Annotated in this window: 13 protein-coding genes; 6 read left to right on the top strand and 7 right to left on the bottom strand. The window is 64.4% G+C overall.

Translation table 11 applies throughout. From position 1 onward, the window contains the following. The first annotated feature begins 34 nt into the window (after positions 1-34). Complete coding sequence (gene nadC, locus B1756_RS11315) at positions 35-856, top strand: carboxylating nicotinate-nucleotide diphosphorylase (protein WP_086888634.1); 822 nt, start codon at positions 35-37, stop codon at positions 854-856. Between the two features lie 414 nt (positions 857-1270). Here nadC and B1756_RS11320 read toward each other — a convergent pair whose 3' ends face one another. After that, positions 1271-2839, bottom strand: a complete 1569-nt coding sequence (locus tag B1756_RS11320) for a class I adenylate-forming enzyme family protein (protein WP_086888635.1) — start codon at positions 2837-2839, stop codon at positions 1271-1273. Between the two features lie 208 nt (positions 2840-3047). Here B1756_RS11320 and B1756_RS11325 point away from each other — a divergent pair, with 208 nt between their 5' ends. Continuing rightward, on the top strand, positions 3048-4298 hold the full coding sequence (locus tag B1756_RS11325) for an acyl-CoA dehydrogenase family protein (RefSeq protein WP_086888636.1): 1251 nt from the start codon (positions 3048-3050) through the stop codon (positions 4296-4298). A gap of 101 nt (positions 4299-4399) precedes the next feature. Here B1756_RS11325 and B1756_RS11330 read toward each other — a convergent pair whose 3' ends face one another. The 4 genes from B1756_RS11330 to B1756_RS11345 form a co-directional block, all read right to left on the bottom strand. Next, positions 4400-5407 carry an MBL fold metallo-hydrolase gene (locus B1756_RS11330; RefSeq protein WP_086888637.1) on the bottom strand — a complete coding sequence of 336 codons (1008 nt, stop codon included), beginning with the start codon at positions 5405-5407 and terminating at the stop codon, positions 4400-4402. A 95-nt stretch (positions 5408-5502) separates the two neighbouring features. Then, positions 5503-6240, bottom strand: a complete 738-nt coding sequence (locus tag B1756_RS11335) for a 3-hydroxyacyl-CoA dehydrogenase family protein (protein ID WP_086888638.1) — start codon at positions 6238-6240, stop codon at positions 5503-5505. 112 nt (positions 6241-6352) lie between these two features. After that, on the bottom strand, positions 6353-7651 hold the full coding sequence (locus B1756_RS11340) for an MFS transporter (protein WP_086888639.1): 1299 nt from the start codon (positions 7649-7651) through the stop codon (positions 6353-6355). Positions 7652-7885: 234 nt separating this feature from the next. Next, positions 7886-9487 carry a class I adenylate-forming enzyme family protein gene (locus B1756_RS11345; RefSeq protein ID WP_086888640.1) on the bottom strand — a complete coding sequence of 534 codons (1602 nt, stop codon included), beginning with the start codon at positions 9485-9487 and terminating at the stop codon, positions 7886-7888. 202 nt (positions 9488-9689) lie between these two features. Here B1756_RS11345 and B1756_RS11350 point away from each other — a divergent pair, with 202 nt between their 5' ends. Further along, positions 9690-10664, top strand: a complete 975-nt coding sequence (locus B1756_RS11350) for an FAS1-like dehydratase domain-containing protein (protein WP_086890154.1) — start codon at positions 9690-9692, stop codon at positions 10662-10664. Between the two features lie 36 nt (positions 10665-10700). Here B1756_RS11350 and B1756_RS11355 read toward each other — a convergent pair whose 3' ends face one another. Together B1756_RS11355 and B1756_RS11360 are read right to left on the bottom strand one after the other, a co-directional pair. Continuing rightward, positions 10701-11129, bottom strand: a complete 429-nt coding sequence (locus B1756_RS11355; protein WP_086888641.1) for a Zn-ribbon domain-containing OB-fold protein — start codon at positions 11127-11129, stop codon at positions 10701-10703. Next, a complete protein-coding gene (locus B1756_RS11360; protein WP_086888642.1) occupies positions 11126-12274 on the bottom strand; it encodes an acetyl-CoA acetyltransferase in 1149 nt (382 codons plus the stop codon). The genes B1756_RS11355 and B1756_RS11360 overlap by 4 nt, the downstream gene beginning before the upstream one ends. A gap of 190 nt (positions 12275-12464) precedes the next feature. On the opposite strand from B1756_RS11360, the gene B1756_RS11365 reads away from it, so the two are divergent. The 3 genes from B1756_RS11365 to B1756_RS11375 all read left to right on the top strand — a co-directional run bounded on the left by B1756_RS11365 (position 12465) and on the right by B1756_RS11375 (position 15759). Then, positions 12465-12743, top strand: coding sequence for an MTH865 family protein (locus B1756_RS11365; RefSeq protein ID WP_086888643.1), 279 nt, complete (start codon positions 12465-12467; stop codon positions 12741-12743). Positions 12744-12972: 229 nt separating this feature from the next. Continuing rightward, positions 12973-14157, top strand: coding sequence for an acyl-CoA dehydrogenase family protein (locus tag B1756_RS11370; protein ID WP_086888644.1), 1185 nt, complete (start codon positions 12973-12975; stop codon positions 14155-14157). A 135-nt stretch (positions 14158-14292) separates the two neighbouring features. Continuing rightward, on the top strand, positions 14293-15759 hold the full coding sequence (locus B1756_RS11375) for an APC family permease (protein ID WP_086888645.1): 1467 nt from the start codon (positions 14293-14295) through the stop codon (positions 15757-15759). Positions 15760-15898: the final 139 nt, after the last annotated feature.

A 15898-nucleotide genomic window follows, 5' to 3' on the forward strand; every position in this document is an offset into this window, starting at 1 on the left:
GTCTCTTATCCGGCAACGGGCCGCAGACGAACCCATGATCGAAACCTCACAGATCGAACGCTGGCTCCGCGAGGACGTCGGCCACCACGACGTCACGAACCAGGTACCTGGGGAGACCACTGGCCGCCTCGTCGCCAAAGAGGCCGGCGTCGCCGCGGGTCTCGAGGCCGCCACCGCCGTCTTCGAGTACCTCGGCGTCGAGGTTCGCGAGGTAGTCGACGCCGGAACTGCCCTCGAGGCCGGCGATGTCGTCCTCACCGTGGAGGGTCAAGCACGCGAGGTGCTCCGTGGCGAACGGGTGGCCGTAAACGTCGCGGGCCACGCCTCCGGCATCGCCACGCGAACCCGCGAGGCCGTCGACGCGGCGCGCACGGAAACTGACGCGGTCCGAATCGCCGCGACCCGCAAGACGACTCCCGGGCTGCGGGGCGTCGAAAAGCGCGCCGTCGTTGCCGGCGGCGGCGATACCCACCGGCTCGACCTCTCGCACATGGTCATGGTGAAGGACAACCACGTCGCCGAACTGGGCCTCGAGGGTGCCGTCTCCCGATTCCGCGAGCGAGTGTCGTTCGCCACCAGGATCGAAGTCGAGGTCGAACGCCCCGAGGACGCTCCGCGGGCCGCCGATGCGGGCGCGGACATCGTCTTGCTCGACAATATGACACCTGCGGAGACGCGCGAGGCTGTGGATCTCCTCGTGGACGGGGGTCACGAGGACGTACTCGCGGAGGCCAGCGGCGGGATCACGCTCGAGATGGTCGCCGACTACGCTGCGACAGGCGTCGACGTGATTTCGCTCGGCTCGCTCACGCACTCTGCGCCGTCGCTCGACCTCTCGTTCCGGACTGACGAGTAATCGGCTCCGCGGGAGTCAGGTCGAGGGTTCTGTCTGTGACCGAGCCTATTCAAAGCTATTGGATCTAGTATGTGATTGCGGAATACAAATGTCTTTTACACTTCGTCGGTAAGCACACACATACTCTCGATCGACCAGTGGGCCAACCCACGACCGTTTTCTTGACGGTATCGTCCGGGCGAGAAATCTCCGTTTCGGTAGTCGATCTCTCCAGTCGACCGATTTTGTTCCGCTATCTGCCGGCAGCTCTGCCGGTAATGCCTGATGGACGGGGGGCTGCCTGTGTATAAAATATCTGATAGTGATTGTTCTACTCTCGACTCTCTCTTGGCCGTGGTCTGGTACCGCGAGGAGTATCAGGCATATGTGGAAGTCGAACTACCAGATTCCCATATATGTTGTTTGAATATTATTTTACTCTTCGTGGTGCTGCTCGAGTTTGTACTTCTGGATCTTGCCGCTGGTGGTTCGGGGGAGTTCCTCGACGAACTCCACCTCGCGGGGGTGTTTGTAGGCGGCGACGTTGTCGAGGAAGAACTCCGTGATCTCTTCTGCGGTGACGTCTTCGCCGGGTTCGACGCCGGGCGCGGGAACGACGAACGCCTTCGGTACTTCGTTGCGTCGTTCGTCGGGGACTCCGACGACAGCACCCTCGGCGACGGCCTCGTGTTCGGCCAGTAACTCCTCGAGTTCGCTCGGGTAGACGTTGTAGCCGGCCGTGTTGATCATGTGTTTCTTCCGGTCGACGATCTCGTAGTAGTTGTTCTCGTCCCGGCGGGCGATGTCGCCGGTGCGGAAGTAGCCGTGTTCGGTGAACGCCGCCTCGGTCGCCTCGGGCATGTTGTGGTAGCCCTTCATGACCTGTGGACCACGGACGAGGAGTTCGCCTTCCTCGCCCGGCGGGACCTCCTCGCCGCTCGCGTCGACGACCTTGCAGTCGGTCATCCGCAGGGGCTGTCCGATCGTCCCGTGGATCAACCCGAAGGACGAACCGGATTGTGAGTGGGTCGCTCCGTGGGTTTCGGTGAGGCCGTACCCCTCACCCATGTCGACGCCGGCGACCTCCTCGAACTTCTCCTGGACCGCGACGGACATCTTCGCCCCACCTTCCCCGGCCGTGACGAGGCTCGAGAGGTCGTACTCACCGAACGAGTCGCTGTTGACCATGTCGACGTACATCGCCGTGACGCCGACGTAGTGGGTTATCTCCGCTTGCTCCATCAGTTCCATCGCCGCGTCGCCGTCCCAGTTTGCCGCACTCCGGAGGTAGATTCGGCCGCCACCGACCAGCGGCTGCCAGGCGGTGTGGGTAAAGCCGGTGATGTGGTACAGCGGGAGCCAGACGAGACTCCGGACCTCCTCCGGTTCGATCTCGTTACTGGACTGGGAGAGCGTCGCGTACATCTGTGCACGGAAATTTCGATGGGTGAGCTGGACGCCCTTCGGTTTGCCCGTCGTGCCCGAGGTGTACGGCAACAGTGCCACGTCGTCGTCGGCACGTTCGACCAGCGTCTGCTCGCCGCGAACCTCCGAAAACATCTCCACGTCGTCGTCTGTGCTCCCGACGCCGATCAGGACGGGGTCCCAGTCGATCTCCTCGAGACCCTCCCGGAGGTGTGGAAGCAACATCGCGTGGGTCAGGACGGCGCTCGCGTCGGTGTCTTCGAGCTGGTAGGCGAGTTCCCGGCGTCGATACTGGGGGTTGACCGGAGAGACGGCGACGCCGGCTTTCATCGCGCCGAGGGAGCCGACGATGTACTCCGGACAGTTCGGTAGATAGACCAGCATGACGTCGCCGGGTTCGACGCCGAGGTCGGCCAGCCCACCCGCAAAGTGGGCACTCTCCTCGCGGAGTTGGTCGTGGGTGTAGGTCGTCCCGTGGTACTCGACCGCCGTCTCCGACCCGTGGAGGCGTGCGGTCTCGTCGTGGATCCGTGCAGCGTTCCCTTCCGTGGCAACATCTCGCAAGTCATCGAGCTCCATGGGTGAGTGTATCACAACAGGATAGTAAAACATGACGTTTCCGGTCACTGCGGCCGAACGGCCGTCCCCGATTTCGAATGTGCTGTGTTCGACAGACGACGCCGTCGAATTCAGGCGGTGAGCGGGAAACGACAGGTCGGGACCGTTCTTCCAAGTGAAATCGACCGGATGTTGTACATTTACAATGTAGTATCTCGATACCCAAGTCATGGAGTACCACGACTCCGAGAAAGCGAAGGAGGTTGCCGGACGCGTCGAGGCGTTCATGGACGAGGTCGTCATCCCGCGCGAGCGGGAGGCCCTCGAGACGGGCGAACCGATCACGATGGACGAGATTCACGACTTCTGGGAGATGGCCAAAGAGCGCGACCTGTTCGCCCCGCAGGTACCCGAGGAGTACGGCGGGCAGGGACTTGGCTTCCGGGACATGCTCCCGTCGTTCGAGCAGGTCGGCCGCTCGCTCGTCGGTGCGCTCTCGATCCGCGCGAACGCCCCACAGGAAGGGAACATGCACACCCTCGAGTTCGCCGGCACCGAGGACCAGAAAGAAGAGTGGCTCCGTCCGCTCGTACAAGGTGAGATCTCCTCTGCGTTCGCGATGACCGAACCCAAGGTCGGCGCTGGCTCCGACCCCAAGATGCTCCAGAGTACGGCCGTCAAAGACGGCGACGAGTGGGTCATCAACGCCCACAAGTGGTGGACCTCCGACGGGCTGAACGCCGACTTCTACCTGGTGATGGTCCGGACGGATCTCGAGGCCCACCCCTACGAGGGGACCTCGATCATCCTCGTCCCGCGTGACGCAGACGGTGTCGAGGTCGTCCGAAACGTCCCCCACCTCGGTGGCCACGGCATCACCGAGCGCGAGGGCGGCCACGCCGAGGTAAAGTTCGAAAACGTCCGCGTTCCCGTGGAGAACACGATCGGCGAGGAAAACGAGGGCTTCCGCATCGCTCAGCTTCGCCTCGGCGGCGGTCGACTCACCCACTGTATGCGCTACTCCGGGATGGCCGAACGTTCACTCGACATCGCGAAGGCCTACCTCGCAGAACGTGAGGCCTTCGGCACGACGCTCGAGGAGAAACAGGCGCTTCGTCATCGGATCGCCGACGCCGAGACGCGCCTGCACGCCGCCCGGTGTATGGTTCGTCACGCCGCCCGCGAACTCGACGACAGTGACGCCCGTATCGAGGTCGCGATGGCGAAGATGTACACGGCGAACGTCGTCACCGACATCATCGATCTCTCGCTGCAGGCCTGTGGCGGCAACGGGATCGGCAAGGACCTGCCGATCGCGTACTTCTACGAGAGCGTCCGCCCGTTCCGCATCGTCGACGGTGCCGACGAGGTCCACCGCCGCTCGATCGCCCGCTGGGCGTTCGAGGACATCGACGAGTCCGAAATCGAGACCACCCTCGACTTCGACGAGGACCTGCGCATCGACGCCCTCAGGGAGTAAGCGTCTCGAGCAGCAGTTGATTTTTCGACGACCTGTCTAGAGCCCGTCGATCGTCCGCGCTCGAGCCAGCAGGTCTTCTCGCTCGCCCCGCCCAGAGCCGACTACGTGGGTTCGTACAGCCGAACTCCGTCCTCGAGTCGCGAGCGAACCTGGCCACGCCGCTCGAGCGTCCCGAGTGCGGCGAGGATCTCGCGCAACTCCATCACCTGCCGACGCGGATGGTCGGTCCGGTCGACGGCGAGGTCGAACGCGCTCGCGGAGCCCTCTTCGGCACAGACGGACGCGACTCGATCCCGGCACTCGGCGAGTCGATCCGCGAGATCCTCGAGAGCGAACGCGACCGTTTCGTCGTAGGCGTCGTGAACGGGCCCGTGACCGGGGTAGACCCGGTCGAACGCCCGACCGTCGAGGCGCTCGAGCGCGTCTCGGTAGGCGTCGATTCCGTCGCGGACGCCGTCGGTGAGGTTGACGTGGATCGCCGCCGCCCGGAACGGCTCGACGACCATATCTCCGGCGAAGAGCACGCGCGCACCGTCGATATCGGTACCGTAGCAGTGGTGGGTGACGTGGTGACCGGGCGTGTAGATCGGGTCGAATTTGCGCCCGGCGATCGAAACCGGTTCGTCGGTGTCGATCCAGACGTCGACGTCCTCGAGTGGGAACGCGGCCCTGATCCCCTCGTGGATCTCGAGGACGCCGTCGACGGCGCGCTCGAGGCCGCTGCCGTACAGGCCGGCCTCGGTGAGGTTTCGCCTGGTTTCGGACCGGACCGTCTCGAGGTCGCGCGAGAGTCGCTCGCGGGCGATCGCGGGCGCGTAGACGGTCGGCGAGGCTGTCTCGAGGAGCGGCCGGACGCCGCCGACGTGGTCGATGTGGACGTGGGTCAACAGGAGGTGTTCGACGTCGGCGGGCTCGTAGCCGCCGTCCCGGAGGTCAGCAAAGAGCGCCGCTCGAGCCTCGTCGCCGACCATCCCGGCGTCGACGCAGATGGGTTCCTCGTCGCCGAGCAGGTACGCCGCGGCGTGGCCCGGCGGCCACTCGACCGGCGTCTCGAGGCGGTGAACGCGAGAGATACCGGTCTCTGGGACCGACTCGTTCGTCCGTGACACGATTTCGCGTACGGAGTCCTCCGTGATAAACCTTGACAGTGAAGAGAGTTTACTGCCGTGACGGGGTCGTCACTTCGACGCTCTCGGCTCGCTCGTCAGTCCCACTCCTCGCCGATGCCGCGCAGCGAGAACGGCCCGACAGGGAGGTTGTAGCCCTCCTCGAGTGCCTTGTCGACCTGTTCTTCCGTGGCGACTCCCTCTTCGACGACGCGCTGGGCCTCTCGCCGCATCGCCGCGTAACAGCGGTTGGCGATGAAGCCGTAGGTGCCGGGTGCGTCGTCGATGGTGACGCCGGTTTTCCCCAGTTCGTCGACGAGTTCTTCGGCGAGGTTGACGACGGCCTCGTCCGTCTCGGGGGCCTGAACGATCTCGACCATCGACATGATCGGCACGGGATTGAAGAAGTGCATTACGGCGACTCGAGAGGGGTCCGAGACCGCGTTCGCGATGGAGGTCACCGGGAAGCCGCTCGTGTTCGAATACAGCGGCTGGTCGTCGGTGACCGCATCGAGTTCGCGGAACACCTTCCCCTTTACTGCCAGGTCTTCGGTCACCGCCTCGATCACGAAGTCGGTGCCGTCGGTCGCCGCCTCGAGGTCCGTGGTGAAGGTGAGCCGTTCGAGGATCGCTTCTTTTTCGTCTTCGTCTATGTAGCCGCCTTCGACGGCATCGTCGAGGCCGTAGTTACCCGAGATCAGCCGATCGCGGGCTTCTTCGGCGAGGTCTTCGTTGATCTCGCGGACGCGGACGTCGTAGCCCGCTCGCGCGAGGACCTGTGCGATTCCGCTGCCCATGATGCCGCCACCGATAACTGCCGCTGTACCTTGTGGCATGGAGACACGTATCACAGTGTGTGACTTAGTTCTTGCGTGACGACGTGAGTCGGACGGGCACGGCCGTCGGTCGGACGGTCGAGAACGGAACGATCGAATCGTGACGGAGGCTTCAGTCGGCCTTGACGACGCCGGTCGTGACCTCGGGATTCCGGATGAGCGGGACCGACACGATCAGCAGGCAGACGAAGACGAGCGCCCCGCAGATGACGTACGTCAACTGGTAGCCGAACCAGTTTTCGGCGGCCGGAATCGCGAGCAGCGGCCCGAGAGTGAGGCCGACGTCGCCCATGACCTGGTAGACGCCTCCCATTCGTCCGAGTTCGTCTCCCGGCGTGAGATCACCCAGAATCGCGAGCAGGACAGGCGCAGCCATGCCCATCCCGAATCCGATCAGGACGATCGCACCGAGCAACAACTCGAGGGTCGGGTAGAACGCGATGATGATGAACCCGGCTGCGACCGCGCTAAACGCCGGCAGCGTCAGCACCGTGCGGTCCCGCAGGCGATCGGAGAGCCAGCCAGTGAACAGGGTCGTCGTCCCGGAGACGATAACCCCGACTGCCATGACGACTCCGCTGATCCCTGCAGCCTCGAGTACCGAGAGTTCCATCCCGTGAACGTCAGCGTACCGGGCGAGCGTGCTCAGGATGACGCCGCCCCAGAGAAACCGGAGGGTAAAATTCCCGTATCCGATAGCCATGACGGCAGGTCGATCCAGCAGGATTCCGGGGATGTCTCGAAGCCGTGCGGATTCCTCGTCGGTTCCGCCGTGGACACGAGGGAGGACGACCGTCGCGACCGTCCCGGCGATGAGCGCGAGCGTCCCGGCGACGGCGAACGCAGTCGCCATTCCTGCGATGTCGGTCAACACGCCGCCGATGATCAGCCCGGAGGGGAACCCCATCGACTGGATGCCACGGAGGATGCCGACCCACTGACCGCGGTTGTCGACGGTCGTCACGTGGGTGATCGTCGCGAACGCACCGAGGAAGACGAACGCACTGCCCAGCCCCCAGAACAGGCGCGCGAGCACGAAGACGAGTGCCGGGGCCGACACTTCGCCCACGATGGGAAACGCTCCGATGACGTACGCCGGGGTGTACAGCCCGACGAGGTAGCCGAACGGGGCCAGCGCCTGAGTGTAGAGCCCGAAGATCATCGGCTTGCGCGTCCCGTAGCGGTCGATGATCGACCCGGCCGGCGTGTTCATCACCAGCCGCGAGATCCGGTTAGCCGACAGGATGATACTCAACATCACCGCAGTGATGACGAGGTGCTCGTCGAGCAACGGTAGCGTGGGGAACGCGACACCGGTCGCTACGCCCCCGAAGAACACGCCGGCGATGACGGCGAGGGCAACCGTCCGAATCTCTCGGTTTGTGTACGTCTTCTGTCCCGTCTCACTCATCGCATCTACTCACCTGATTCACCGGTACTGCCTTGAGGGTTGTGTTCTCCTGCCGTCCACGTCGTCTCGAGTTCCTGATGTGTTGATACCGCTCGTTCGATATGGTGGTTCGCTTCGGTCGATCTAGTGGCGGTCCACGCCTGAACTGATAGGTCGAACCGACTGACGCCGATCGGTTCGACCTATCAGTCGACGCTTGGAACGGTACTAGCGCTGGCGCAGCGGGTCGGTCGGTCACGACTCCTCGACGTATCGTTCCGTAAATTCGTCTTCGAGCTCCGTCTTTCTGACCTTGCCACTGCCGGTCTTGGGTAACTCCTCGCGGATTTCGACGTACCGGGGGTGCTTGTAGGGGGCGAGTTCGTCGAGGACGTACTCGGAGACTGCTTCTTCGGTGAGCGTCGCGCCGTCTTTCGGGACGACCGCGGCGGCGACCGTCTCCCCGCGCCGTTCGTCCGGCACGCCGAAGACCGCCGCCTCGAGGACGTCGGGGTGGTCGTAGAGGGCGTTCTCGATTTCGCGGGGGTAGACGTTGTAGCCTGCCGTCAGCACCATCTCTTTTTCGCGCCCTTTGATGTAGTGGTAGTTGTCCTCGTCCCGGGAGGCGATGTCGCCGGTACGGAAGAAGCCGTCCTCGGTGAACGCCTCCTCGTTAGCCTCGGGATTCTCGTAGTAGCCTTTCATCACCTGTGGGCCGTCGACCAGCAGTTCGCCCTCCTCGCCGACGTCGACTACCTCGCCGTCCTCGTCAACGATCTTCGAGCGAGTATGTCCGATCGGCTGGCCGACGCTCCCCGGCCGATTGCCGAGGGTCGACGCCGTGATCGTGTGGGTCCCCGCAGTCGTCTCCGTGAGTCCGTACCCCTCCGAGAGACTCACCTCGAAGGTCTCCTCGAACTCCTGCTGGACCGGCTTCGGCAGTTTGTCCCCACCCTGACCCGCGCGGAGGAGGGTCTCGAGGTCGTACTCCTCGGGGTCGTAGGCGTCGAGCAGGTCGTTGAACATCGTCGCGACGCCGACGAACGCCGGCACGTCGTGTTCGTCGAGCAACTCGAGGACGCGTTCTGGGTCCCACTGGTCCGGCCGCAGCAGGTGCAGCGTCCGGCCGGCACACAGCGAGGACATCATCTGGAGGCAGCCGGTGATGTGGTACATCGGAAGGATGATCAGCCCGTCGCCTTTGATCGGACTGACGCTGTAATTCGAGACGCTGTTTGCGATCTGGACACGGAAGTTCCGGTGGGTCAGCAGGACGCCCTTCGGGTTGCCGGTCGTCCCCGAAGTGTACGGCTGCAAGAGTGTGTCCTCGTCCTCGCGCTCGACGGGCAACGACGCTGTCACCGTCCCACCGCTTCCCGCGTCCGGGAGCGACCTCGCGGGGGAGTCCTCGAGGACTCCCGCGTCGCTGGTCGAGAGAATCTCGGCCTCGAGGTCGGAGACGGCGTCGACGACGTGGTTACCTGGTTCGCCCGAGACGACGATCGCCTCGGCGTCGGCGTGGTCGACCTGGTAGGCGATCTCGCGGCGCCGGTAGGCGGGATTCAGCGGGCTCGCGACGACGCCGGCGCGGGTGGCCGCCCAGATCGTCGCACAGAAGTCGATGCTGTTCGGGATGTAGACGCAGGCCCGATCGCCTACGTCGAGCCCCGCCCCACGGAGGCCGCGGGCGTACTGGTCGACCAGTTCGTCGAATGCGCTGTAGGTGACCGACTCACCGTCGTGCTCGATCGCGATCTCGTCTGGGGAATTCGCGATCGCTCGCTCCAGTAGATTCGCGACGTTCCCGTCGTAGGGTGGCTCGAGGAGCGTGTCAGCTGGGACGATGTCGAGATCCATGTCACCGTGGTTTGTCAGATTCGCTCAAAAGCGTATGGGTAGTGGTAACCCAAAACACGATTGTCGTCGGACGCTGACAGCGACGGGCACAGTTATAGCCCTGGTACCCAAATCGTCTGGGAAATGCCAGAACGATCGCTCACACAGGTGCAGTTCACGCGTCGGTTCGAGCCCGCCGTCCCGGCCGCTCGAGGTGGTCTCCGTGCCAACTAAACCGCTCTCGGAGCTCGAGGCGCTCGTCGGCGAGTCCCGCGTCACCGTCGAGGACTTCCGGATCGAAGCCGGGAAAGTCGAGGAGTTCGCCCGCGCAGTCACGGACTCGAACCCGATCTATCGGGACGAGGCCGTCGCACGGGAAGCCGGTCTCGAATCGATTCCCGCACCACTGACGTACGCGCGAGTGAGCCGATTCCCTCGCTATCAGGTCACGGAAGACGGGACCTACGGCTTCGACGTCGGCTTCCGGCCGGAGTACGTCCTCCACGGCGAACAGGCCTACGAGTACGACCGCCCGCTCGCCGTCGGCGACGTCCTGACGGGGACGACCACGCTGGCCGACGTGTTCCAGCGCGAGGGCGGCCGGGCGGGGACGATGACCTTCGCGGTCTACGAAACCGAGTACCACGACCAGTCCGGCGAGCGGCTCCTCCTCGATCGGGCGACGGCGATCGAGACCGAGGGTGCCGTCGACGACGGTGACGGTGGAGCCGGTACGGACGGAGACGACGACGACACCGTGGACGAGGCCCCCGAACCAGTCAGCGTCGACACCGTCCGCTCGAGCGCCGACGTCGCGGTCGGCGACACCGGTCCACAGATCGTCGTCCCGGACCTCGAGCGCCGCCACTTCGTAAAGTACGCCGGTGCGAGCGGTGACTTCAATCCGATCCACTACGACGAGCCCTACGCCCGCGCGGCGGGCAACGAGCGCGTCTTCGGCCAGGGGATGTTCACCGCAGGAGTCACCTCCCGCGTCGTCAGCGACTGGTTCGGCGTCGACGCGGTCGACTCCTTCGGCGTCCGCTTCCAGTCGCGCGTCTTCCCCGGCGACACCGTCGTCGCTACCGGCGAGGTCGTCGACGTCACCGGTGATACCGTCTCGGTCGACCTCGAGACACAGACCGCCGCGGGCGAGACGCTCCTGACGGGCTCGGCGACGGCGACGCTCGAGGAGTAGCGCGCTCGAGGGCCGAAAAATAGCACCGAATCAGTTCTATCGAAGTTCGAACACCGGGAGCGCCGCCTCGTCTGTGACCTGCCAGAAGGTGACGCCGACCGGTGCACCGACCTCGATCTCGTCGGGCTCGCAGTCGACGAGCGCGAGCAATCGCGGTCCCTCCGTGAGTTCGACGTTCGCGACGACGTACGGGGTCCGGTCTTTGAAACCGGGTTCTCCCGGAATGTGACAGACGGTGTACGTATACACCGTGCCGGTTCCCTCACTCACCTCGAAGGCGGGATCGACGGCACCACAGCCCGTACAGACCGCCCGCGGGTAGAGCTGGCTCGTTCCACACTCCGCACAGCGCTGGTACAGCAATTCACCCTCGAGCGTGGCCGCCCAGAAGTCGGCGTTCGCGCCGTTTGGAACCGGGACCGGTCCCTCCCACTCCTCGCGACGGTCTTCGACGTCCCCCGTCATGCTTCCCTCCGGAGGACCACGGTACTGCTCGAGGAGAGCAGGCCACCGGTGCCGTGTGCGACGGCGACCTCCGCGCCGTCGACCTGTCGCTGTCCCGTGTAGTCGCCGCGAAGCTGGCGTGCGGCCTCGATGAGGACGAACACGCCGAAGTGACCGGGGTGACAGTACGAGAGTCCACCGCCCTGTGTGTTCATCGGTAACTCGCCGCCGGGGGCGGTCGCGCCGTCTTCGACGAACTGGCCACCCTCGCCTTTCTCGCAGAAGCCGAGGTCCTCGAGGGTGACCAGCGCGGTGTAGGTGAACGAGTCGTACAGCTGGGCGACGTCGACGTCGTCGTGGGTGATTCCGGCCTGCTTGAAGGCTTTCGGCCCGGTGACGGCCGCGCCGGTGGTCGTCATGTCCGGCATCTCGCTGACGTCGCCGCGGTGGGTGGTCGTCGAGGCGACCCCGGCGACCGAAATCTCTGGGACCCCGAGTTCGCGCGCTTTCTCTTCCGAGACGAGGACGACCGCGCCCCCGCCATCGGAGACGAGACAGCAGTCGTACATGTTAAACGGCTCGGCAATCGGCCGCGAGTCGAGGACGTCGTCGACGGTGATCGGGTCGCGGTGTTCGGCTTTCGGATTGAGTGCGGCCCACTCGCGAGTCGAGACGGCGACTTCGGCCAGTTGCTCTTCGGTCGTCCCGTACTCGTGCATGTGCCGGCGAGCGGCCATCGCGTACGCCCCCGGCGGCCGGAACAGCCCCGTCGGCCGAACGAAGCTCTCGACGGGGTGGTCGACCTCGAGCGAGCGATCCCGTCCCGAGCCGGTTCGACTGGTCGAGCCGTAGGCGATGACGACCACGTCGGCCCGGTCCCGGGCCATCGCGTCTGCGACGTGGCCACAGAAGTGCTCGAACGACGACCCACCGATTTCGGTGCCCTCGAGGAACGACGGTTCGTCGAGGTCGAGGTACTCCGACAGCAACAGTGCGGGCATGTAGTCGTCTCCGCCGGCGACCGCGACGCCGTCGACTTCCTCGAGGGTGAGGTCGGCGTCCTCGAGGGCGCGGACGGTCGCGATCGCGGCGTTGTCGAGCCAGCTTCTGTCGGGTGTTTCGATCAGGTCGCTCTCGGCGACTCCGGCGACGATCGGTTCAGACACAGCTATCACTCCGCCTCGTGACGGCGTCCATGGCACGTGGTTTTTCGAGTGTGGACAAATAGGTTGTGGTACCGTACCACACGTGCTGGTATCGTGTGACATTCCAGCCGCCGCTCCGGGTTCGTAATCGTGGCGGATGTCAACGGTGTAAACTATTATGAGGGTGACGCGTCTTATCGCCGAACGGACTATGTCCGACCCAGACCCCGAGGAGATCCGAGCACAGTTGATCGACGCGTTCGAGGGCGCAGATTACCCCGTTTCGAACCCGATGGAGTTCTTGCCGGCGCTGCCGAACGGGCCCGCGACGACGTTCGAGTCCGGTGACTTCTCGATGTCGATCATGGAACTACAGAACGCCGCCGATGGCGACGGCGGTGGTGGGGACCGCTACCCCTACCACAGCGCCGAGGAGGTCGCTGACGACATTCTCGAGGGCCTGCAGGAGGCCGGCGAACTGCCGAGCTAATCGAGTTCCGATTTTCGACGGCGGTATCGACATTCTGGTCAACAACGTCGGGGTCACCGACGGCCCCGGCCGGGTGGTGAACTACGACTACGAGACCTGGGAGCGCGACCTCGCGATCAACAACCTCTCGAGAGCGGTCTCTCTGCGCAAACACGGGTGTGGTTCTCTAACGTGAACATAGTTACCATTATGTGGCGGCAGGTGTCATACCAGTAACGAGTGAAAGCCAATGATGCTGAACGATGAACAGCGGATGATTCGTGACTCGTTGCGGGAGTTCATGGACGAGGAGATCGCGCCCGACCTTCCCGAGGCGGATCGACAGCCGCTCTCGAAGGACGACGCGATCAGCTACATGCAACAGATGGCCGAGATGGACGTCGGCCCCTACGCCGAGGGGAGCTACGACGATCCGGTCACCAGCACGATCGTCAGCGAGGAGGTCTCCCGGGTCTGGCCCAGCCTGCAGGTGACGATGGGAATGTCGTTGCCGGTGACGATGTTCGAAATCTTTTCCGAGCGGACTCGCGAGGCATACACAGAGGAGTACGAAGACGACCGACTCGTTGGGTGTTTCGCCATCACCGAGCCGGAAGGTGGCTCCGACACGAAGGTGCCGAACACGACGGCGATCAAAGACGGCGACGAGTACGTCATCACCGGCGAGAAGACGTGGGTGTCGAACGCCCCGATCGCCGACATCGCCCTCGTCGTCGCGTGGGACGACGAGAACGACCGGCGCGACATGTTTCTCGTCGACGAGAAGACCGCCGGCTTCGAGACTCGCGAACTCGAGAAGCTTGGCTGGAAGGGCTCACCCACCGGCCAGTTGTTCTTCGACGAGTGCCGGATCCCGGTCGAGAACAAGCTCTCGCGGGCAGTCATGGAGGCCGTCAGTGACGGCCGGATGGATCCGAACGACTCGGCGCTGGCCGGCGGCGGTCCGGGCGGCAACCCGCTCAACAGTATGTTCGCCTCGATGCGCAACGGCATGGCTGCCATCTCCGTCGGCATCATGCAGGCTGCCTACGAGGCCGCACTGGAGTACGCGACCGACCGGGAGGTCTTCGACCAGCCGATCGGCCAGCACCAGCTCGTACAGGAGAAACTCTACAACATCCGCGCCGGCCTCGAGACCGGGCGATTGCTCACCCGCTACACTGCCCAGAAGATCGCTGCGGGCGACCCGGAGGCCCGGATGCTCTCCTCGCTGTCGAAAGGCTGGGTCTGTGAGAAAAGCGTCGAGGTGACCGACGACGCCTTGCAGGTCTACGGCGGCAACGGCCTCTCGACGGACTACCCGCTCGAGCGTTACTACCGGGACGCCCGGACCATGCCGATCCCCGACGGCACCACCGAGATCCAGAAGCTGATCGTCGGCTACGAACTGACGGACCTGCAGGCGTACACCTGAGGCTGGCACTCGAGCCGTCGACGCCACACCCCTCAAATCGATACCACTGGCCGTGTGAACTGCACGCTACGGTTACGACACCTGCACAAAATATAATCCACATGACTCGAAATCAACTCGAGGTGATCTGGCACTATGTCTGAAGCGGAGTTCAAGGTCATCGACCAGAAGATCGGCCTGTTTGGCGGCACGCTGTTGCTCGTCGGGAACGTCATCGCGATGACGGCGTTCCTGTTGCCAGCGCACCTGATCGCCGACGACGGGCTCGGCCCGGAGGTCGCCGTCGCGATGCTACTGGTCGTGTTGCCGATCACGTTCTCCATCCTGAGTACCCTTCAGGTCGGTGGCGCGATGCCCGCGGCGGGCGGGAGCTACGTCTACGGTTCACGGTTGATCAGCCCCTTTTTCGGCTTTCTGCTGCCGTGGATCGTCGTCCCATCGATCTGGCTCGGCCAGCTCTACCTGGCGTTCGGCTTCGCCGAGTTCATGCGATTCTTCCCGACGTTCGACTGGATCCCGATGTGGGCGTTGATGTACGCCGTGATGGTGCCGTTCATCGTGTTGAACATTCTCGGAATCCGGATCGTCGCGCAGGTACAGATGGTGCTCGTGGCGATCATCGTCGGCGGCATGTTGCTGTTCATCCTGCCGGGGACGTTCGTGATCGATACGGCGAACTACTCCGGCATGTTCGAAGCCGGCATCGGGCCATTTTTCGTCGCCGTCATCTCGCTGTCGATCGCCATGCACGGGTTCAACCTCGCGACCGACCTCGGCGAGGAACTCGAGAACCCCGTCAAGAACATTCCGCGCGTCCTCGGGTTGAGCGCCGTGATCTCGATCGGGCTGATGGTCGCGCTCGTCGTCGTCGCCGTCGGCGTCGTCCCGACGGAGTTCTACGTCGAGAACCGCGACGCCGGCGTCGCCATGGCGGCGTTCGAGTTCCTCCCCCAGTGGAGTGCCTACATCGTGGCCGCCGCGGCCGTCGTCGGCGCGTTCACGTCGATCAACACCCTCTACACGGCCTACTCGAGGCAGGTCATGCGGGCTGCACGCGACGAGGCGATCCCGCTGTACTTCGCGAAGCTCCACCCGGAGTACCAGACGCCCTACCGGTCGATCCTGCTGCTCGCGGTTCCGGCGCTGATCATGGTGCCGCCGATGAGCCAGACGTCGCCGGTCATCATGGCCTCGGTGCTCGCGATGACCTCAATGATCGGCGCGATCATCAGCTCCGTCGCGCTCTGGAACCTCCCCCGGCGGTTCGAACGGCGCTACGAGTACTCGATCTACAAGCTTCCGTTGCCGTTCCTCAAGTTCGTCGCGATCGCCAGCGCCACCGTCTCGACGCTGTTCTTGCTCGGCGTCTCCCTCGAGTTGAGCTGGATCCTCGCGATCATCTTCGGCTGGATGATCGTCGCCTATCCCGTCTACCGGTACCGGGTTCGGTCCCTGCGCGAGAAGAAGGGCATCGATCTCAGAAAGCGGATGCAGTCGCTTCACGATTACGAACAACAGCGTGCAGAGGAGGGGGCGCGGGCGGCCGACGTGGAACCCGACCAGACGACGCCCGGTGACGACGTCTCTCCCACGGAAGATTGACGGTCGTAGAGAACCCTGTCGTCTGGTACCGATGAGAGGACGCGACCCGACGCCCGCATCCGGGATCGCCGGCCGACCTCGAGGCCGACGACTGGCCGTCTGCCAACCGCGCTGGTGTGACCGTTCGCGAGGGGTGAGC

It is taken from the genome of Natrarchaeobaculum aegyptiacum, from assembly GCF_002156705.1.
Classification (GTDB): Archaea; Halobacteriota; Halobacteria; order Halobacteriales; family Natrialbaceae; genus Natrarchaeobaculum; species Natrarchaeobaculum aegyptiacum.

Bases quoted from the DNA above. Each gene is read 5' to 3' on its own strand.
- nadC (WP_086888634.1), top strand. From the start codon at position 35: ATGATCGAAACCTCACAGATCGAACGCTGGCTCCGCGAGGACGTCGGC.
- B1756_RS11320 (WP_086888635.1), bottom strand. From the start codon at position 2,839: ATGGAGCTCGATGACTTGCGAGATGTTGCCACGGAAGGGAACGCTGCA.
- B1756_RS11325 (WP_086888636.1), top strand. From the start codon at position 3,048: ATGGAGTACCACGACTCCGAGAAAGCGAAGGAGGTTGCCGGACGCGTC.
- B1756_RS11335 (WP_086888638.1), bottom strand. From the start codon at position 6,240: ATGCCACAAGGTACAGCGGCAGTTATCGGTGGCGGCATCATGGGCAGC.
- B1756_RS11340 (WP_086888639.1), bottom strand. From the start codon at position 7,651: ATGAGTGAGACGGGACAGAAGACGTACACAAACCGAGAGATTCGGACG.
- B1756_RS11345 (WP_086888640.1), bottom strand. From the start codon at position 9,487: ATGGATCTCGACATCGTCCCAGCTGACACGCTCCTCGAGCCACCCTAC.
- B1756_RS11355 (WP_086888641.1), bottom strand. From the start codon at position 11,129: ATGACGGGGGACGTCGAAGACCGTCGCGAGGAGTGGGAGGGACCGGTC.
- B1756_RS11365 (WP_086888643.1), top strand. From the start codon at position 12,465: ATGTCCGACCCAGACCCCGAGGAGATCCGAGCACAGTTGATCGACGCG.
- B1756_RS11370 (WP_086888644.1), top strand. From the start codon at position 12,973: ATGATGCTGAACGATGAACAGCGGATGATTCGTGACTCGTTGCGGGAG.
- B1756_RS11375 (WP_086888645.1), top strand. From the start codon at position 14,293: ATGTCTGAAGCGGAGTTCAAGGTCATCGACCAGAAGATCGGCCTGTTT.